This is a genomic window from Nocardia africana NBRC 100379, assembly GCF_001612635.1.
Lineage (GTDB): Bacteria > Actinomycetota > Actinomycetes > Mycobacteriales > Mycobacteriaceae > Nocardia > Nocardia africana.
This window is the reverse complement of record NZ_BDAV01000021.1, coordinates 87,829-107,541: the sequence shown is the minus strand read 5'-3', so window position 1 is coordinate 107,541 and position 19,713 is coordinate 87,829. Positions and strand designations below refer to the sequence as shown.

17 protein-coding genes and 1 pseudogene are annotated in these 19,713 nt (G+C 68.4%); 6 read left to right on the top strand and 12 right to left on the bottom strand.

The window, feature by feature from the left end:
- Positions 1-18 precede the first annotated feature (18 nt).
- From NA3_RS31290 to fbaA, 3 genes are all read right to left on the bottom strand, one after another.
- The gene (locus tag NA3_RS31290; RefSeq protein WP_062967877.1) at positions 19-1,506 is read right to left on the bottom strand and encodes a glycoside hydrolase family 183 protein; all 1,488 of its coding nucleotides are present in this window, start codon (positions 1,504-1,506) and stop codon (positions 19-21) included.
- 156 nt (positions 1,507-1,662) lie between these two features.
- On the bottom strand, positions 1,663-2,820 hold the full coding sequence (locus tag NA3_RS31285) for a BTAD domain-containing putative transcriptional regulator (protein WP_062967799.1): 1,158 nt from the start codon (positions 2,818-2,820) through the stop codon (positions 1,663-1,665).
- 174 nt (positions 2,821-2,994) lie between these two features.
- Entirely contained in the window at positions 2,995-4,032 is a 1,038-nt protein-coding gene (gene fbaA, locus NA3_RS31280) for a class II fructose-bisphosphate aldolase (RefSeq protein ID WP_030516652.1), read from the bottom strand.
- A gap of 249 nt (positions 4,033-4,281) precedes the next feature.
- Between fbaA and NA3_RS31275 the strand changes: the two genes are divergently transcribed.
- Positions 4,282-4,995, top strand: coding sequence for a DedA family protein (locus tag NA3_RS31275; RefSeq protein ID WP_062967875.1), 714 nt, complete (start codon positions 4,282-4,284; stop codon positions 4,993-4,995).
- Between the two features lie 5 nt (positions 4,996-5,000).
- Positions 5,001-5,663 (top strand): annotated as a pseudogene (locus NA3_RS31270) (DedA family protein); the annotation flags it as partial.
- Positions 5,664-5,879: 216 nt separating this feature from the next.
- Here the strand turns inward: NA3_RS31270 and NA3_RS31265 are convergent.
- Positions 5,880-7,076 (bottom strand): glycoside hydrolase family 76 protein, encoded by a 1,197-nt coding sequence (locus NA3_RS31265; protein ID WP_084492028.1) that lies wholly within the window; start codon positions 7,074-7,076, stop codon positions 5,880-5,882.
- A gap of 100 nt (positions 7,077-7,176) precedes the next feature.
- Complete coding sequence (locus tag NA3_RS31260; protein WP_062967797.1) at positions 7,177-8,184, bottom strand: helix-turn-helix transcriptional regulator; 1,008 nt, start codon at positions 8,182-8,184, stop codon at positions 7,177-7,179.
- Positions 8,185-8,244: 60 nt separating this feature from the next.
- Here NA3_RS31260 and NA3_RS31255 point away from each other — a divergent pair, with 60 nt between their 5' ends.
- Positions 8,245-10,473 (top strand): ATP-binding cassette domain-containing protein, encoded by a 2,229-nt coding sequence (locus NA3_RS31255; protein WP_062967794.1) that lies wholly within the window; start codon positions 8,245-8,247, stop codon positions 10,471-10,473.
- On the opposite strand, the gene NA3_RS31250 is transcribed toward NA3_RS31255, so the two are convergent.
- Positions 10,474-11,178 carry a TrmH family RNA methyltransferase gene (locus NA3_RS31250; RefSeq protein ID WP_062967792.1) on the bottom strand — a complete coding sequence of 235 codons (705 nt, stop codon included), beginning with the start codon at positions 11,176-11,178 and terminating at the stop codon, positions 10,474-10,476. It abuts the gene before it with no gap.
- A 107-nt stretch (positions 11,179-11,285) separates the two neighbouring features.
- Here NA3_RS31250 and NA3_RS31245 point away from each other — a divergent pair, with 107 nt between their 5' ends.
- From NA3_RS31245 to NA3_RS31235, 3 genes are all read left to right on the top strand, one after another.
- The gene (locus NA3_RS31245) at positions 11,286-12,689 is read left to right on the top strand and encodes a sensor histidine kinase (protein WP_227995588.1); all 1,404 of its coding nucleotides are present in this window, start codon (positions 11,286-11,288) and stop codon (positions 12,687-12,689) included.
- Complete coding sequence (locus NA3_RS31240; protein WP_174561127.1) at positions 12,686-13,369, top strand: LuxR C-terminal-related transcriptional regulator; 684 nt, start codon at positions 12,686-12,688, stop codon at positions 13,367-13,369. The genes NA3_RS31245 and NA3_RS31240 overlap by 4 nt, the downstream gene beginning before the upstream one ends.
- Before the next feature lie 199 nt (positions 13,370-13,568).
- Positions 13,569-14,015, top strand: a complete 447-nt coding sequence (locus NA3_RS31235) for a hypothetical protein (protein WP_062967790.1) — start codon at positions 13,569-13,571, stop codon at positions 14,013-14,015.
- 36 nt (positions 14,016-14,051) lie between these two features.
- Here the strand turns inward: NA3_RS31235 and NA3_RS31230 are convergent, their stop codons facing one another.
- The 6 genes from NA3_RS31230 to NA3_RS31205 form a co-directional block, all read right to left on the bottom strand.
- Positions 14,052-14,753, bottom strand: coding sequence for a lysoplasmalogenase family protein (locus tag NA3_RS31230; protein WP_062967788.1), 702 nt, complete (start codon positions 14,751-14,753; stop codon positions 14,052-14,054).
- Positions 14,754-14,811: 58 nt separating this feature from the next.
- On the bottom strand, positions 14,812-15,870 hold the full coding sequence (locus tag NA3_RS31225) for a beta-ketoacyl-ACP synthase III (protein WP_062967786.1): 1,059 nt from the start codon (positions 15,868-15,870) through the stop codon (positions 14,812-14,814).
- 69 nt (positions 15,871-15,939) lie between these two features.
- A complete protein-coding gene (gene pyrE, locus NA3_RS31220) occupies positions 15,940-16,485 on the bottom strand; it encodes an orotate phosphoribosyltransferase (RefSeq protein ID WP_062967784.1) in 546 nt (181 codons plus the stop codon).
- 6 nt (positions 16,486-16,491) lie between these two features.
- On the bottom strand, positions 16,492-17,313 hold the full coding sequence (locus NA3_RS31215) for an SDR family NAD(P)-dependent oxidoreductase (protein WP_062967782.1): 822 nt from the start codon (positions 17,311-17,313) through the stop codon (positions 16,492-16,494).
- Positions 17,314-17,382: 69 nt separating this feature from the next.
- The gene (locus NA3_RS38905) at positions 17,383-18,744 is read right to left on the bottom strand and encodes a TtfA family protein (RefSeq protein WP_062967780.1); all 1,362 of its coding nucleotides are present in this window, start codon (positions 18,742-18,744) and stop codon (positions 17,383-17,385) included.
- A gap of 67 nt (positions 18,745-18,811) precedes the next feature.
- Positions 18,812-19,696 carry a DUF5666 domain-containing protein gene (locus NA3_RS31205; RefSeq protein WP_062967870.1) on the bottom strand — a complete coding sequence of 295 codons (885 nt, stop codon included), beginning with the start codon at positions 19,694-19,696 and terminating at the stop codon, positions 18,812-18,814.
- Between the last annotated feature and the right edge of the window lie 17 nt (positions 19,697-19,713).

Below are 19,713 nucleotides of genomic sequence, written 5' to 3'. Positions count from 1 at the left end.
TGAGCCGACGGAGCGGGCTCAATCCAGCCGGGCGTGCATCAGGTAGACGTTGTAGTCGCTCCAGGTGCTGATGGTGAAGTAGAGATCCGAGGACGTCGACCACGGGTGGATGAATCCGCCGTACAGTTCCGGATAGTCGGCCGAGACGTGCACCAGCGGCGAACTCGGCGACCATCCACCCTGCGGCGCATTCGATTCGCGCACCACGACCGCCGCCTTCGCGGTGTCGAGATAACTCATCTGCCAGACACCGCGGGCGCTGTCGTAGCGCACCGACAGTTCGCCGGCCGGTCCGTCGACGATCGGTGTGGCGGAAGCGGCTCCGCCGACCGGAGTCCAGGTGCCGTCGCGCCAGTACTGGTAGGCGGAGGTGTCGAGTACCTGCTCCTTGGGCACCCGGGCGAGGCCGACCGAGCCGAGCCGCGTATTCGGTGTCCCGAACAGGTAGACGTAGTCGCCCTGCGGAACCATCGCCGACACTTGGAAATTCGCGAGGCCGAAGATGTTGTCCCAGTGCGCGTGCGGGTCCTTGGTCCAGGTCTGTCCGTGGTCGTCGGAGTACGCGATACCGCCGTAGTTGGTGTAGAAGGTGCCCGGCAGGCTGTTCCAGGTCCGAACCGACATGTAGCTCATGAACTGCCGGATGCCGTCGGCCGAACCCTGGTGCGGCAGAGCGAAACCGGAGGTCGGGATCGTGGTGATCTCGATATTGTCCTTCTTGCGACTGGCGAGCACCTCGGCGGCGTGACAGCGATCGTCGGTGACCATGCGGTCGATGATCATGCCCTTGCCGAGGTCGCGATTCGTGCTGAAGGCGAGCAGATTGCTGCGCCAATCCTCGCCCATCCCGCCCGGTGGGTGGAAGCCGTGCCCGACGGTGTCGCCGAAGGCCGTCGCGATCTCCCCCGGCGCGCTCTCCCACATGATGCCCAGGTCGGTCCCCTCGACCTGCCAGCGCTTGTCGGTGCGGTTCACCGAATTCGCGCCGGTCTCCTTGGCCACCTCGCGGACCTGACTCACTGCCGGCGCCGGCCGCGCGGCCACCGCCGGCCCCGGTTCGGTCGGCGGTTGGGCTCGCGGCGGCGGAGGCGGATCGGGTTCGGGCGAGGGCCCGGGCGGCAGCGCGAAGAAGAACGGCTTCGGCTTCAGCAGCAGCTCCGGCACGCCGAGCCGGTTCAGCAGGCCGGGCGGGGGCGGCGGACCGTCGGTGAGATCCGGGCACGGGCTGACGCACGGATCGGCCGGCAGGGGCACGCTCGTGCGCTGCGGCATCGCGGGCGGCGGTGGTTGATCGACGGTCACCACCGGATAAGGAATCGGCACCTCGAGCGTCTTCGGCACCACCGGCTCGTGCACGGGAACGGGGTCGGTGGCGCACGGCCCCGCGCCGGGAACCGTTGCCGCCGAACCTGTCCCGGGTTCGGCGACGGCAGATCCGGGCAGCCCGACCAGCAGTCCGGCGCCCAGCAGCACCACTGCGGCCGAAGCCGGTACGCGCACACGCATCAGCAACCCCTCGGAAAACCCTCGGAAAACCCTCGGACCGATCGAATTCCCTTACCCGCGTGATCCTCACGCGGACAGAACCCGCGCCGACCGACCCTACCGGGCGACGCCGCGCAGCGGCGGTTATCGCGCAGACACGGGTGTGTCCGGTGCGGCCTACTCGCTGTCCGCCTCGAAACTCAGCACCGTCGAGCCGATCCGGATGAGTTCCCCGCCGAGCAACATGGTGCCGCTGTCGACGACCTCGTCGTCGACGTAGATGCCGTTGGCGGAGGCCAGATCCTTGATCAGCATCCCGGCCCGGCTGGGCAGGACGTGCGCGTGATAGCGGCTGACCTTCGGATCGTCGAGGATCAGGTCGTTGTCGGTCATGCGGCCGATCTTCAAGCCGCCCTTGGCGATCGGTATCACCCGGCCGTCCGCCAACCGCAGCCGTCCGGCGCGGGCGCTGCGCGGGGTTTCGGTGACGGTTTCGGTCATCGCCTTGGCCATTCGCTCGACCTGGGCGATGGCCATCGTATTGAGCGGTTCCTGCCGCAGGACGCGCTTCTCCAGTTCGGCCAGCGCCGGCCCGGGATCGATGCCGAGTTCGTCGGCGAGGACCGCTCGGACCCGGCGGCATGCCTCCAGCGCATCGGCCTGGCGGCCGGACAGGTACAGCGCGGTGATGAGCTGCACCCACAGCGGCTCCCGCATCGGATGCTCGTTCGTCATCGCCATCAGTTCACCGACCACCGAAGAGGCACGGCCGCAGGCGATTTCGGCGTCGATGCGGGCGGAGGCGACGAGCAGGCGTTCCTCGTCCATCGCGGTGGCGAAGGTGTCGGCGAAGCGAGTGCCGGACAGATCGTCGAGGGCTTTACCGCTCCACTGTTCCAATGCCGCACCGTACAACCGCGACGCGCTCTCGTGGTCGCCCGCCGCGGCGGCCTCGATCGCGGCCTTGTGGGTGGCCTCGAAGCGGCCCAGATCGCATTCGTCGTCGGTGATTTCGAGCCGATAGCCCGAGGACTCGGTCCGCAGTACCGCGGCCGGATCGACGCCCGAATTGCGCAGCGCCTTACGAATATTGGAGACGAACACCTGCAGGCTCGCCTGATAGGAATCCGGCGGCTCCTCGTTCCAGACGATATCGGCCAGTGCCTGCGACGAGACGGCCCGCCGACGGTTGACCGCCAGCGCGGCCAGCAGCGTCCGCGGCTTGGGTCCGCCCACGGGAACAACCGTGCCGCCGACCGAGAGTTGCACGGGCCCGAGCACGCGGACGTCGAGGCCGGTGGGCGGAATGGATTGGGGGCCGGTCGGATTGCTCACCGGTCTCGCGCCTCGTGTCGTCCGGATTCTCGGCACAGTGTCCCTCTGCTCACGCTGATGATCATCTCGTGCCCTTCCGGCTGGGACAACCCACCGTCACGATGGCGGCCGCGAACGCCGAGGGTGCGCCACCCACGGGCGACGCACCCTCGATTCGTTCCGCTGCGGGAACTACTACTTCGCGCTGACCGACTTACCGGCCGAACGCAGGTCGTTGCAGGCCTCGATGACCCGCTCGGCCATGGAGGTCTCGGCCTTCTTGAGGTAGCTGCGCGGGTCGTAGGTCTTCTTGTTGCCGACCTCGCCGTCGATCTTCAGCACACCGTCGTAGTTGGTGAACATGTGCGCCGCGATCGGACGGGTGAAGGCGTACTGGGTGTCGGTGTCGACGTTCATCTTCACCACGCCGTACTTCAGCGAGTCGTCGATCTCCGACTTCAGCGAGCCGGAGCCGCCGTGGAAGACGAAGTCGAACGGCTTGGCGCCGTCGCCCAGGCCGAGCTTGGCCGCGGCCACGCGCTGCCCCTCGGCCAGCACCTCGGGCTTGAGGACCACGTTGCCCGGCTTGTAGACGCCGTGCACGTTGCCGAAGGTGGCGGCGAGCAGATACTTGCCGTTCTCACCGGCGCCGAGGGCGTCGATGGTCTTGGCGAAGTCCTCGGACGAGGTGTAGAGCTTCTCGTTGATCTCGGCCTCGACGCCGTCCTCTTCACCGCCGACGACGCCGATCTCGACCTCGAGAATGATGTTCGCCGCCGCGGCCTGCTTCAGCAGTTCCTTGGCGATCTCGAGGTTCTCGTCGATCGGGATGGCCGAGCCGTCCCACATGTGGGACTGGAACAGCGGGTTCTGTCCGGCCTTGACCCGCTCCTGCGAGATGGCCAGCAGCGGCCGGACGAATCCGTCCAGCTTGTCCTTGGGGCAGTGGTCGGTGTGCAGCGCGATCGTCACGTCGTACTTGGCTGCCACCACATGAGCGAACTCCGCCAGCGCGACCGCACCGGTGACCATGTCCTTCACACCCTGGCCGGAACCGAATTCGGCGCCGCCGGTGGAGAACTGGATGATGCCGTCACTGCCGGCCTCGGCGAACCCGCGGATGGCCGCGTTGATGGTCTCCGAGGAGGTGCAGTTGATCGCGGGGAAGGCGAAGGAGTTCTCTTTGGCCCGACCGAGCATCTCGGCGTAGACCTCCGGAGTCGCGATGGGCACTGAGTGACCTCCGTATGTGTGCTGCGAACAACAATTCTGTCAGCCCATACCCTAAGTTCATCGCCCGTTGTCGCGAAAGGCGGGCCGGGATCGGAACAGCTTGCGGCGGACTTGCCGGGCCGGGCGCGCACCCGCGTCGACCGCCGGGAGCGGTCCGAAACTCGGTTGACCGAAATTCGCCAACGCCTGAGAGGTTCCCGTGAGGTTCGGTGAGATCGCACGGTGACCGGTACTGTGGGGCCCGTGACCATGCTGGCCATCACGAACACCCTCGCCGACGGATTCTCCGTCCACAAGCTGCTCGACCCCATGTATCTGCTGACCGATACGTGGATGTCGAATGCGGTGCTGCCGGCCATTCTGGTCATCGTCTTCATCGAGACAGGGTTGTTGTTCCCGATCCTGCCGGGCGATTCGCTGCTGTTCACGGGCGGTCTGCTCGCGGCGGTCGAACATCCCCCGGTGTCCATCTGGGTGCTCGTCCCGGCGGTGGCGGTGACCGCGATCGCCGGCGATCAATGCGCCTATTGGATCGGCCGGGCCATCGGGCCCGCGCTGTTCCACAAGGAGGACGGGCGCTTCTTCAAACAGCGCTACATCACCGAGACACACGCCTTCTTCGAGAAGTACGGCCCGAAGACCATCATCCTGGCGCGATTCGTGCCGGTGGTGCGGACCTTCATGCCGGTGCTCGCGGGCGTGTCGAAAATGGATTACCGCAAATTCCTCACGTTCGACATCATCGGTGGCATTCTGTGGGCCGGCGGCATCACGGTCCTCGGGTACTTCCTGGGGAACGTCGGGTTCATTCGCGATCACGTCGAGGCCATCTTCCTGCTGATCGTGTTCGTCTCGATCCTGCCCGCCATCATCTCCGTGGCGAAGAAGCTGCGTAACCACGAGCCGGTGCTCGAGATCGAGGAGCCCACGATGTCCGTATCGACGAACGAACCCACGCACTGACACCATTGCCTGCTACGCCGTTACCCCTTGCACTGGGCGGATTCGATCCGCTGCAGTCCGCCGGGCCGGCACTCGTCTGGACCGTCGTCCTGGTCTTCGTCTTCCTCGAGTGCGCGGTGATCATCGGTCTGTTCCTGCCCGGCGATTCGATGCTGCTGACCGCCGGCATCATCTTCGCCTCGCACGAGACCGGGCACACGCAGGTGTGGGCGCTGGTGGTGGCGACCATGGTGGCGGCGATCGCCGGTAACCAGGTGGGGTATGTGATCGGCACGCGCACCGGCCATCGCCTGATCGCCCGCAAGAACGGTAAATACGTCAACGCCGAGAATCTGGCCCGGGTATCGGATCTGCTGCACCGGCACGGGTTCGCGGCGGTCCTTATCGCGCGCTGGATTCCGTGGGTGCGCACGCTGTGCCCGCTGGTCGCCGGGGCGGCCGGGATGAACCATCGCCGCTACACCGTCGCCAGTTCGATCGGCGCGGTGATCTGGGCGCCGATTCTGCTGCTGCTCGGCTACTACACCGGCGGATATCTGAACAAGGTGTCCTGGCTGATGCCGGCGGTGAGCGGCTCGCTGGTCGTGGTGCTGATCATCGGCACGATCATCGGTCTGCGGCAGTATCGCGCGGAGATGTCACGTCCGGCCGAGGACTTCGATGTCGAACTCGAGTCCGACGGCCACACCTTCGACTCCCCGGGCTTCGACCGGCAGGCTTTCGATTCGGAGGCCCTCGACACGCTGCCCCTCGAGATCCGGACCGCCGACTATCCGGACACCGTGCCGCTGCGCACCGTCCGCCCAGAGCGCACGGCCGCCGCAGGGCCCGCGCGCATCGTCTGGACCGATCCCCGGCACTGATCGGCCGGTTGCCGGCGCAGGCTAGAGTCCGGCCGCGGTCACCATCTGGGCAGCCTCCATCAACATCCAGCCCGACAGCTGCACCGACAGATCTCGTTCCGGAGTCCGGGACGAGATGACCGAACCACCCGAGGTCGCCCGTCCGGCCCCGGCGGTGCCGCCCGGCAGCCGTGCCGGTTCGTTCCAGTCGTGGCCGAACAACGGGTCGCCCTCGACCTCGAGCCGGTGGTCCCAGGCAGCCCGGGCCGAGGCCTTCACGATCGCGGCGGCCGAGCGGCGGGCCGCCCGGTGCGCTACCTCGTCTCCGGGCAGCATGATCGCCACCAGCGCGAGATAGCGGGCCAGGATCCCGTTGAACAGACCACCGTCCCCGCCGCCCCCGCCGGTGACGACGTTGCGTTCCGTCATATGGTCCTCGACCGCCCGGAGCAATCGCTGGACGCGGTCGAGGTGACGATCGTCTCCGGTCCGGACGGCCAGTTCGGTTTCCAGACTCAGGACCACACCCTGGCAGTAGCTGAACGTCGGCCGCTCGATCCGGCCGGAGGGCAGATGGATGCCGTCGAGGATCAGACCCGTTTCCGGATCGCGCAGGGTGGCATCGATCCAGTCGGCGATCTGCGCGGCGCGCTCGTGATGCCCCAGGCGCGCGAGTGCGATGGCGACCGGGCCGTTGGCGGGAGCGTTGAAGTAGTCGGAGCCCTTACGCCACGGCACCGCGCCGATCTCCGGCTGCCATCCCGCCATGAGCTGCTGCTCCAGCGCGATCAGGCCGCCGCGCACCTCCGTGATCCCCCGAGTGCGCTCGGCCCGTTCCAGAGCGATGGCGAGCCACGCCATGTCGTCGTAGTAGTTGTTGGTCCAGCCGGTGATGTTGCGCAGGCGGTGACCACGCGCGAGGGCGGCGATGCGTCCGGTCCGGGCCGGAGTGGCCTCCCGGTTGGCGGCATCGATCGCGCAGTCGACGAGATGGGCCTGCCACCAGTAGTTCCAGCTGAAGAACAACCGCTCCGCCCGGGTAGCGGGCCAGCCCACCACACCCAGCTCGGCCCCCGGCAGCAGCCACAGCCGCCGCAGATGCCGGGACACGATGGCCGATTCGGCCGCGTCGGCTCGCTGTGCCCAGATATCGGCGCCCGGCTCGGCAGCGGATTCGACTCGTGCGCGCCCCCGCCGCAGATGCGGACGCGGTTGCACGTCGTCGCTCCGCGAGTTCATGGGTACATCGTGCCAGTCCCAGCCCCGATTTCGCGCCCGATTTGTTACGCGATCGACTCGTGTCCGCGACGTGCCGAACCGGCCCGGCGCGCGCGGCGCGTCAGCCCGGTTCCGCGGTAGCGGCCGCGCGGTCCAGACGTGCTGCGAGAGCGCGGCAGCGGTCGCGGAACTCGGCCGGCTCCTCGATTACGAAATCGGCATCGAGGAGGGCGAGATTGAGCACCAGCCATTCGAACGAATCCACCCATGTGGTGATCCGGCAGCGCCGCGGTCCGCGCGACTCGATATCGCAGTCCTGGAATTTCAGGATGTCGGCGACCGCGGTGGCCGCGGCGGCGACGGTGACGACCGCGCGATGCCGGCCGGCGGTGAGTTCCCGCCGGAGGTAGCCCGCCGCCGTCTCGGCGGGTAGCGGACGCGGCTCGAAAAATGTTCCGGTGGCGGCGATCTCGGCGATGCGATCCAGGCGGAAGGTGCGCCAATCTCCTCGATCGCGGTCCCAGGCGAGCAGATACCAGCGCAGATGCTGATACACCTGCCGGTACGGTTCGACGCGGCGCCGCGCAAGCACGCCGGCGCGGATGCGGTAGTCGAAGTCGAGATGTTCGTGCCCGGCCGCGGCCCTGGCCACCAGCGCCAGCACCGCCGCGTCCACCGCGGGCGCCGCCACCGCCGCCGTCTCCACCGTCGCCCGCACCGCGTTCGCCCGGCCCCGCAACCGCTTCGGCAGCAACTGGTCGATCTTGCCGAAGGCCCGCAGGGCGGCGGCGCCGATATCCGACGAGCGCTGGGTTTCCGACGACCGCTGGGCTTCCTCTCCGCCTCGAGGTTCCGACGTCGCCGCGAGCATGCCCAGGGCGACGACGGTGGCGACGGCCTCGTCGTCGTCGAAGACCAGCGGCGGCAGGATGCGGCCGGCCGTGAGTTGGTAGAAGCCGCCCGGGCCGGGCTGGGTCGCGACCGGATAGCCGTACTCGCGCAGCCGCTCCACATCGCGGCGGACCGTGCGCGGGCTGGTCTCCAGGCGGGCGGCCAGTTCGGCGCCGGTATAGCGGCGACCGGTCTGCAGATAGGCGAGCAGATCGAGCAGGCGGCGAGTGGCGCTCATGACTCCATCCTCCGCGAATTGCGGTCACAATATGTCCACATCTGTCCCTAGCGTCGAGAGATGACTTCGATCCACATTCGCGCAGCGCGTACCAACAACCTGAAAAGTGTGGATATCGATGTGCCGCGGGGCCGGCTGGTGGTGTTCGCCGGGGTCTCCGGCTCGGGCAAATCGTCGCTGGTGTTCGACACCATCGCGGCCGAGGCGGGATATCAGGTCAACGAGACCTATCCGCCGTTCGTGCGCAATCGGCTGCCGCGGTGGACACGGCCGGACGTGGACCTGATCGACGGGCTCTCGCCGGTGGTGGTGATCGATCAGAAGCGGCTCGGCGGCAACGCCCGTTCGACGGTCGGCACCATCACCGATGCGTACACCTATCTGCGCCTGTTGTTCTCGCGCATCGGGCAGCCGTACGTCGGGGAATCCAATCACTTCTCGTTCAACGATCCGGCCGGAATGTGCCCGGCCTGTTCCGGTCTCGGCGAAACCCTCGTTCCCGATATGGAACAGGTGCTCGACCCGGATCTCTCGCTGGAACAGGGCGCGATCCGGTTGCCCGGCTTCGCCGCCGGCCAGTACTGGTACCGCCGCTACGCCGAACTCGCGGCCTTCGATCCCACCGTGCCGCTGCGGGAATGGTCGCCCGCCGAACGCGACGCACTCCTGCACGGCGGGCCCGCCGCCGCTGCCCTGCGCCCGCGCCCGCCGAAGGATTACGAAGGCGTGATCGAGTTGTTCGAGCGGGTGTATCTGCACACCTCCGACCACCTGTCCGAACGCAAACAGGCTGTGCTGCAGCGGTTCACTCGCTCGGGACCGTGTCCGGAATGTGACGGGCAACGGTTGAATCCGGCGGCTCGCTCGGCGCGGGTACTCGACCGCACCATCGTCGAGATGAGCCGGATGGAGATCGGCGAACTCGCCGAGCTGATCACCGAGGTGCGCGCTCCCGAGATGGCGTCGGTGGTGTCCGCGCTGCACGAGCGGCTCCGGGCCCTGACGCACATCGGCCTCGGCTACCTCTCGCTGTCGCGTCCGACGACGACGCTGTCCGGCGGAGAATCACAGCGCATCAAGACCGTTCGCCATCTCGGCAGCAGCCTGACCGAAATGCTGTACGTCTTCGACGAACCCACCGTCGGATTACATCCGCACGATGTGCGGCCGATGACCGAATTGCTGAAATCGTTGCGGGACAAGGGCAACAGCGTTCTGGTGGTCGAACACGATCCGGATGTGATGCGGGTCGCCGACCATATCGTCGAGGTCGGCCCGGGAGCCGGGGCGGAGGGCGGGCGGATCGTGTTCACCGGCGGCTTCGAGCGGTTGACGACGGCGGACACCCCTACCGGTCAGGCATTGCGCATCCGGCGGACCGGCCGCACCCCGCGGGTGCCGACCGGAAAACTGCGCATCGACAACGCGACTCGCAACAATCTGCGCGATATCTCGGTCGACATCGCGACCGGTGTGCTGACCGTCCTCACCGGCGTCGCCGGTTCGGGCAAGTCGAGTCTGGCCGCGGAACTGGTGCAGCGGCATCCGGCCACCGTGGTCGATCAGCGCGCGGTCGGCACCAACCGGCGGTCCACGCCGCTCACCTACGCCGGGATCGCCGGCGCGGTACGCACCATGTTCGCCGAGCGCAACGGGGTCGGTGCCGCCCTGTTCAGCGCGAACTCCGAGGGCGCCTGCCCGGTGTGCGAGGGCGCCGGCGTGATCTACACCGACCTCGCGTTCATGGACGGTCAGGAAACGGTGTGTTCGGCATGCGACGGACGCCGGTTCGCCGATCGGGTGCTCGGTTACACCGTCGACGGGCTGAGCATCGCCGATATCGACGATCTCACCGTCGCCGAGGCCATCCGGCGACTGCCCGCGCTCGCTCGCGGCCTCCGGCGTCTCGACGAGGTCGGACTCGGTTATCTGCGGCTCGGACAGTCGCTGACCACGCTGTCCGGCGGGGAATGTCAGCGGCTGAAGATCGCCAAGGAACTCGCGCGCGGTGACCGGCACACCCTCTACGTCCTGGACGAGCCGACGACCGGACTGCATCTGCGCGATATCGATACGCTGATCCAGCTGTTCGACCATCTGATCGACCGGGGCAACACCGTGGTGGTCATCGAACACAATCTCGATGTGATCCGCGCGGCCGACCGGGTGATCGACCTCGGGCCGGGGCCCGGCCGGCACGGCGGCCGGATCGTCTTCGAGGGAACTCCGGGGGAACTGCTGCGCTGCCGCGAATCCGCGACGGCCGCGGCACTGCGTGATGCGCGGTGATCACCAGGAACGTTCGAGGTCGGCGTGCTGGGTTATCCACGCGTGCATGGCGATTCCGGCGGCGACACCGGCGTTGATACTGCGGGTGGAGCCGAACTGCGCGATCGACACCGTCATGACCGCGGCCCGTTTGGCGGCCTCGGTGACACCCGGACCCTCCTGACCGAACAGCAGCAGGCAGTCACGCGGCAGCGCAGCGGTTTCCAGCGGCACCGATCCCGGCACGTTGTCGACGGCCACCACGGTCAGATGCTCGCGCTCGGCGAACTCCAGCAGTTCGGCGATATCGCTGTGGTGCACGATGTGCTGATAGCGGTCGGTCACCATGGCGCCGCGGCGATTCCAGCGCCGCCGTCCGACGATGTGGACCGCCGCGGCGGCGAAGGCATTCGCGGTGCGCACCACCGTGCCGATATTGGCGTCGTGCCCGAAATTCTCGATCGCGATGTGGAACGGATGCCGACGGGCATCGATATCGGCGACGATCGCCGCGCGCGACCAGTACCGGTAGGCGTCGACCACGTTGCGGCGGTCGCCGTGGGCGAGCAGTTCCGGATCGAGGCGCGGGTCGTCGGGCGGTTCGGTGCCGAATTCGTCGCGCCAGGGGCCGACGCCGTGCGGATGCTCACCCCATTCGGTCGGACCCGGCACATCGCCGTCCGATGGGTCGGGCAGCGGCTGGAGCGGGTGATTCACGCCGGTCATCGTAGCCGCGCCCGGTACCGTCGAATCCGATGGTGGTGCTGTCCACACCGTCGATCCGCCGGTCTGCTCCCTCGTTCCGCGGATCGGCTCCGACCAGCATGGAAGCTATGACCGAGACACTCGCCGAACCGACGCTCGCACTCGACCGTCCCTACTCGCGCCCGACCGCCGGGGCGGTGCTGCGGGCGATCCTGCGCGCCCCGTTCCAGGCACGCACCTGGAAAGAGCTGGCCTACCTGGTCGTCGCCGCGATTCTGGGCTGTCTGGTGCTGGCCTATCTGTTCGTCGGCTACGGCGTCGGGCTCTACAGTTCGATCCTGATCATCGGCGCTCCGCTGCTGGCCGGGGTTCTGCTGGGCGGCCGGATCTGGGGACGGGTCTACCGGGCGGTGGGTGCGGCGCTGCTGTCCGCCGATCTGCCGGCGCCGCCGGACTTCGCCGCCCGGCCGGGACTGGTGGGCTGGTTCCGCAGCGTGTTCACCGATCGCACCGCCTGGCGGGCCTTGGCCTTCCTGGTCGCCGAGGCGGTCCTCGGTGTGTTCGTCGGATACGTGGTGCTGACCGTGATCGCGGTGACGGTCTTCACCGCGATCTCCCCCGTCCCATGGGCGGTTTTCCATCCCGTCAACGTGGATCAACAAGGGCGCGAACATCATTCGCTGGCGCAATTCGGCGACTACTACATCGACACCTGGCCGCGGGTGCTCGGTCTGGCGGCACTGGGCGTCATCGGCTGCTTCCTGCTGCCGTGGCTCGTGCGCGCGGTGTGCTGGGCGCATCGCGGACTGATGCTGGTGCTGCTGACACCGACCGCACGCGATCGGCGGATGGTCGAGTTGCAGGAGAGCCGGCGGGTCGCGGTCGAGGATTCCGCGGCGACGCTGCGGCGGCTGGAACGCGATCTGCACGACGGCACCCAGGCCCGGCTGGTGAGTATCGCGATGACGCTGGGGCGTGCCGAGGAACGACTCGCCGCGGGCGCCGACCCGGCCGCGCTCATCGCCGACGCCCGGGCGAGCTCGAAGGATGCCATCGCCGAGCTGCGGGAACTGGTGCGCGGCATCCATCCGCCCGCACTCGAACTGGGGCTGGAACCGGCGCTGGAGACGCTGACCGCGCGCTGTGCGATACCGGTCGAACTGCGTGTCCACCTGCCGCAGCGGCCCAGTCCGGCGATCGAGGCGATCGCGTACTTCTCGGTCGCGGAACTGCTCACCAACGTGGTGAAACATTCGGGGGCGACCGCGGCGTGGGTGTCGGTCGCGCCGGCGGGCGCCGCGACGATGATGGTGAGCGTGCGCGACAACGGTCACGGTGGGGTGCGACAGCCCGGTCCGGTCGACGGCGCAGCCGAGGCCGGAGCCGATGCGCCGACCGAGCGCCTGGTCGGCGGGGGTCTGGCCGGTCTCGCCGCACGGGCGCGCTCGGTCGACGGCAACCTGACCGTCGACAGCCCGGCCGGCGGACCCACCAACATCACCGTCACCCTGCCGATCGCGGGGCCCCGATGAGCTCGGCCGAGGCCGCGACCGGCCGCAACGCCGACTCCCTGCGCATCGTGATCGCCGAGGACAGCGCGATCCTGCGCGACGGTCTGGCCGGACTGCTCACCGATCGCGGGCACGAGATCGTGGCCATGGTCGGCGATGCGATCCGGCTGAGCGAGATCGTGGCCGAGACCCGTCCCGATGTCGCCGTGGTCGACGTGCGGATGCCGCCCTCGTTCACCGACGAAGGTCTGCTCGCCGCCATCGAGCTGCGCCGGAAATTCCCCGGGACCGGAGTCCTGGTGTTCTCGCAATGGGTCGAAACCCGGTATGCCACCGAACTTCTCGCCGGTGGCGCGGGTGGTGTCGGCTACCTCCTCAAGGACCGGGTAGCCGACGTCCGCGAATTCGTCGACGCCCTGCAGCGCGTCGCCACCGGCGGCACCGCCCTCGACCCCGAGGTGGTGAGCCAGCTGTTCGGCGCTGCCCGGCAACAGGATTCGCTCGCCCGCCTCACCCCGCGCGAACGCGAAGTCCTGGAGCTGATGGCCCAGGGCCTCACCAACGCCTCCATCGCCACCACCCTCACCGTGACCGAACGCGCGGTGGAAAAACACATCGGCAACATCTTCCTGAAGTTGGATCTGCCCCCGTCGGACACCCACCACCGCCGGGTCATGGCCGTGCTGCGCCTGCGGGGATAGCGTGGCGGCCGAGGCTCGCCGCTGGACGAATAGACAAGATCGGCGAGGGACCGGGCGGCTGCCGTACGCGGCGAGCGCGCACGGCTGGGGACCGTCTCGGCCGGTCGGCCGAAACGTATCTGTCCGTTATGCGCTATCCGGGCGGGGTGGGAGTGGTGGGGCTTATTCTTGAGGTATCCGCGGGGTGGTGGAGGCGGTTATGGACCACGTACGCATTCTTCGGACCGTGCTCGGGGTCACGGTCGGGTATGTGATTGTGCTCGGGGTCTGGTTGGGGTGGGTGCATCAGCACACGCCGCCGGGGACCGAGCCGTATCAGATCATGGCGATGGTCGGGGCGTTCGGGTCGTGTGTGGGGATCGGGATGTTGCTGGCGCAGCGGCCGTCGCGGTCGGATCGGCGGCTGTTGCGGCACGGGCTGGAGGGGTGGGCGACCATCGAGCGGGTGCATCCGCTGCAGTACACCGATCACCACACGGAACTGACCGAGCTCGATCTGGAGCTGACCGTACCCGGATCGGAAACCTATCGGGGCACGGTCGTTTTCGACGTCGCACCGATCGACCGGCCGAGAATGCATGTGGGTGAGACGATTTCGATCCGGGTGGATCCGGCCGACCGCGATCGGATCATGCTCTGCCTCTGAGCCGCCGCCCGCTCGGCCGCGCAATGGCGATAAGACTCAGTCGAAGTGGGTCGGCGCGGTCAGCAGGTATTGGGCACCGGCATAGGTCGCGAGGATGACGGCCTCGCTCGCGCGGCGGGAGCGGGGCGTCCGCGCGAACAGGCGACGCAGCACGATCAGGCCGTCGGAGAGCGTGAACAGCAGGGCGCCCAGGGCCAGGCGGCTGCGTGGGTCGCGTCCCGGAACCACGGTTCCGGCAACCACTTTCGCGCCGGGCGCCAGAGCCGGGTCGGACGCGAGGGTCGCGGCCGTGCCCAGCGTCGCGCCGTAGGCGGTCAGCGGCGCGGCAATACGAGGCGCGCGCGCCCGCAACAGCGTGGCCGCGCCGAGCCACGCGACCACCCGGGGCGCCGCGACCGCCGGCCGCGGCCGCGCACCGCGCCGCCACCAGAGCGCCGAATATCCGCACTGCATCACCGCGAAGGCGGACGCGCCCGCGACCAGCCGGCGGTCGTCGTCGGGGTCGATCAGAAGGATGTCGCCGACGGTGGCCGCCGCCAGCGACCCGAGCAGCAGAGCCCGGTCGGACTGCGACCGCCCCCGCTCACCCGTCGCGCGGCCGGCCTGCACAGCATCGGCCGCCAAAAGGGGCATGAGCAGCGGTTTCGTCGCCCACTGCCACCGATCCCGCCCGGTTGCCGCACCGAGCACGGTGATCACCGCGGCACCGGCATACGCCGCGCGGAACGGTCGCGCCATTCGGAATCCATCCTTCTCATTCGTCGCGACCACTGGGAACCGGGTCGCGACGGCCTGCTCAGAAACTGGGTTCGATCGGCTTGGGCGGGAGGGTGACCACCTGCCCGGCGTAGCTGAGTCCGGCGCCGAAGCCGAGCAGCAGGGCCAGCTGTCCGCCCTTGGCCTTACCGGTCACCAGCATCTCCTCCATGGCCAGGGGGATGGACGCGGCGGACGTGTTGCCGGTGTTCTCGATGTCGTTGGCCATCGGGATGTCGTCGGCGAGGCCGAGGTTCTTCTTCATCAGCTCGTTGATGCGCGCGTTGGCCTGATGCGGGACGAAGACCTCGATATCCTCCTTGGCCACGCCCGACACCTCCAGCGCGGTGGACAGGGCGCGGGGCAGAGTGACCGCGGCCCAACGGAATACCCGCGGTCCCTCCATCCGCAGCGCCATCCGGCCGACCGGCTCCACCTCGGGATCGGTGCCCTGCAGTCGCTCCGCCCGGTCCATGTAGTCGAAGAAGTTGACGTCCTGGGAGATCGCCTCGGCGCTCTCCCCGTCGCTGCCCCACACCGTCGGCGAGATGCCGTTGACGTCGCTGGGACCGACCACGACCGCGCCGGCGCCGTCGCCGAAGATCATGGCGGTGCCGCGGTCGGTCGGGTCGAGGCCGACCGTCATGGTTTCCGCGCCGATCACCAGCACGTATTCGGCGGAACCGGCCCGGATCAGATCGGCCGCCACACCGAGGGCGTAGCCGAATCCGCCGCAACCGGAGGTGAGGTCGAAGGCCGGGATGCCGTTCATCCCGAGATCGAAGGCCACCGACGGTGCGCCGTGCGGGGTGAGCTTGAGCCAGCTGGAGGTAGCCAGAATCAGCGCGCTGATCTTGCCGCGATCGATACCGCTGTTGACGATCGCCCGCTCCCCGGCGGCCGCCGACATGGTGCGCAGCGTCTCGTCACCGCTGATCCAGCGACGATTGCGGATGCCGGTGCGCTCGAAGATCCACTCCGGGGTGGAATCGAGAACCTCGCAGACGTCGGCGTTGCTGACTATTCGCTTCGGCCGGTATGCCCCGATGCCGAGCATCGCAACATTCTTGCGACCCTCGTTGACTGCAATGCTCACCACAGGAGACTCACTCGACCCTTCACGCTGTCGTACATAAGACCAGCGTCCAGGCTAACCCAGGCCCAAATGTCACCCCAGAGCCAGATCCTTCAGGCCCAGAATGGAGCGGTACTCCAGTCCCTCCTCGGCAATCACCTGGTCGGCGCCGGTCTCACGATCGACCACGGTGGCGACGCCGACCACGGTCGCACCGGCCTCGCGCAGCGCCCGGACCGCGGTCAGCGGCGAATTGCCGGTGGTCGTGGTGTCCTCGACGACCAGCACGCGCTTGCCGGAGATCTCCGGTCCCTCGATCTGCCGCTGCATGCCGTGCGTCTTGGCGGCCTTGCGCACCACGAACGCGTCCAGCGGGCGTCCGGGGGCGTGCAGCATGGCCAGCGCCACCGGATCCGCGCCCATGGTGAGCCCGCCGACGGCGTCGAATTCCCAGTCCGACACCAACTCTCGCAGCAGGGTGCCGATCAGCGGCGCCGCCTGATGATGCAGGGTCGCCCGGCGCAGATCGACGTAGTAGTCGGCCTCCTTACCGGAGGACAGGGTCACCCGGCCGTGCACGACGGCGAGCTCCCGGACCAGCTCGGCCAATCTGTCGCGGTCGGTGGTGGATTCGATCATGTGGGTTTATGTCCTTCCACGTGCGTTGAACATGCCTCGGTTGAGCCGGGTCACCAGATTCCGCGGGATCAGCCCGGCGACGGTGGTGAGCGCCTTGTACTGCACCCCGGGCACGCTGATCACCCGGTCCTTCTCCAAATCCTGCAGCGAACCGGACACCACCTGTTCGACGTCGAGCCACAGGGGTTTCGGTAGCGACGACATCTCGATTCCGGCGCGCTCGTGAAATTCCGTGTGCACGAATCCCGGGCACAGCGCCTGCACCCGGACCCCGGTCCCGGCCAGTCCGCCGGCCAGACCCTCGGTCAAGGATATGACGTAGGCCTTGGAGGCCGAATAGGTCGAGCCGCGGCCCGGTACCAGCCCGGCCACACTGGCGACATTGACCACCGAACCCTTGGCGGCGGCGATCATCGGCGGCAGTGCGGCACGTGTCAATTGCAGCACCGCGGTGACATTGACATCCAGTTGGGCCTGCAATTGCTGCGGTTCCACGGTCCAGAACTCACCCGAGATACCGAATCCGGCGTTGTTGACCAGGAAGTCCACGCCCTCGCCGAGCCGGTCGGCGACGGTGGCGCGGTCCTCGGCGCGCGCCAGATCCGCGGCCAGGATCTCGCTGCGGGTAGCGAAGCGGCGCTGCAATTCCTCGGCGAGTGCGGTCAGGCGTTGCTCGTCGCGCGCCACCAGCACCAGGTCGTAGCCGAGGGAGGCCAGCCGGGTGGCGTAACCCTGGCCGATACCGGAGGTCGGTCCGGTCACCAGGGCGACCGGACGGATGGCGCCGGGGAGGCGGGCGGCCCCCGAGTCTGCGGGGCTATCGGTCATGGGTCGTCAACCACCTAGTGTCGGGCGGATAATCCCGGTGCCCGGACACCGGTTCGCGAACCGGACCGGTCACCGCGGTGCGGGGCCCTGATAGGGACGGAACCCCGGATGGAACGGGCCGCCCGGCCGCTGCGGCAGCTCGTCCTCGGCCTGCGGTTCGTCGAAATCCTCTGCGGCGGAATCGTTTTCCTCGCCCTCGAGGAATTCCTCGGCGGGCGGCCAGTTGCGGCGGACCCGGTTGCGGGGATCGGGCACCACCGCGAGCGCCGGGCGGCGCGGCGGCTGCTGCTCGGCCTCGCCCGCGAGATCGCCGACCGGCGGGGCGATCACGCCGCCCTCGCTGTCCACCGCGTCGGACGCCGGACGCTCACCGGAGTCACGAGTCTCGCCGGGCCGGGGGCCGGCCGGCGCGTCGGTGCCGCCGCGCCGGGTGTCCGCGTGGTCGATGCCGTCCACCTCGTCGTGCGCGAATCGGCCCTGGCCGCCGCGTCCTTCGCCGTCCCGGGGCCGGGGTGCGCGGTCGTCGCGGAAATCACGGTCGTCGTATCGGTCGTCACCGAACCGGTCTTCTCGGCCGTGCTCGTCCTCGAACTCTTCCTCGAATTCGTCGTCGAAGCGCTCGAACCGGTCACCGCGCGGATCGTCGTAGTCGTCGACGGGTTCGCCGCGGGCCGGGACCATCGCCTCGTCGCGGTAGCGGGCCTCGTCGCGGTAGCGGTCGCTGTAACCCCGATCGGCGTCACCGGGTTCGTCGGCGGCATTCGGGCGGGGACGGCCGGGATCGTACTGATCGGATTCCAGGCGGCCGCGGTCGCCACCGGCCACCGGCGGCAGCACATGCAACAGACCCGAGAGCCGCAGCACGGCATCGATCGCGGCCTCCCAATCCTTGGCCGCGGTGCCGACCGGCAACATGCCCAGCGTCCAGTTGCCCTCACTCCACAACTGCTGCACGGTGTGCGGCAGCGTTTCGATGAAGTGGACCATCCGCTGGTCGACGGCGTGGCGAGCGACATCCGGATTGGTCGCGAAGACCACGCGGTCGCCGATCGCGCCGAGCAGTTCCAGATCGGCGTCCTTGGGCGGGGAAGCGGTTTTGAGGCGCAGGTCGATATCGATGTCCGAGCCGATCTGGCGGCGCACGGCGACCAGTGTCGCGGCATCCTCCAGATCGAACAGAACGAACTTCTCGCCCTTGCGATTACCGGAAACCACATCGATCGCGGACAGATACCCCAGTTTGGCCATCGCGCCCCGCCGCCATGTCGATGCCAGCGACGGTTCGACCGAAACGTAGGTGTATCCCTGGGATTTGGCCCAGACCTGCCGTACGTGTCCGGTCCGCTGTCGCTGCACGCGATCGAAATACAGCAATACGATCGCACCCACCAGTGCGATCGCCGCGAGGCCGAACCAGATTGCTGCTGTCATCGCACCCGAGTCTAGTGGGTACGGGCTGTAACATGGCCTCCGCTTCGCTCCGGCGGGTTTTCGGCCCCTATCGCGGCAGTTGCGTGCTGATGATGATCTTCGCCTTGATGGATCCGTCCGGGTTCTTGTCCCCCTGCACGACCACCATGTCGCCCTGTTTCAGATCGGAGACCTTCCCGGATCCCATCGAGATCACCTGGGTCTGCGCATCCGTGTGCACGGTGACCGAGTTGCCCAGCAGCGATTGCAGCATGATGGTCGTTCCGTCGTTGCTGTTCACGGTGCCCATGGTCGCCCCGAGGCCGTCGATGTCGCCGAGGCCCGGGAGCTGCGGGAGGCTGGGTTGCGCGCCGCCGGACGGGTTGGGCGGGACGACCGGTACGCGCGTCGGCGCGGGCCGGCCGGTCGCGGCCGCATCGGAGGACGAGGAGTCGTTGCCGGCGAGCAGCAGGCCCGCGGCGATGCCGCCGAGCACGACCAGGACGAACACGGCCGCGGTCAGCGCGATCCACAGGCCGGTGCGGCGGCGGTGTGGCGGTTCGACGGGCAGTCCGGTTGGCCCGACCGCTCCCTGCGGGCTGTTGGAACCGGGTGCGCCGGAACCGTAAGGGGGGTATTCACCGGGTTCGCTGTACCCGGACTCGTAGGCGCCCCATTGGCCGTCGTAGGGCGGAAGTTCGCGGGTCGCGTTCGGCCCGGGTGATTGTTCGAAGTACTGGCCCTGATATTCCGGGTGGGACGGGAATTCGTAGGGCGCAGTGTGTTCGTAGGGCCCGGGATGTCCGTACGGGCGAGTGCTCTCGTACGGCTCGGGACCCCGACCGTAGGCTTCCGAGTATTCCGTCGTGTGGCTCGCGCCGTCGTCCGGATGCCGGTCCGATGCGCCGAGCTTCTCGGTCGGCGTATCGGGTGAATCCGGACGCTGCGCCCACGGGTCGCTCGGATTCGTCATGTTCACCAGGGTAGGTG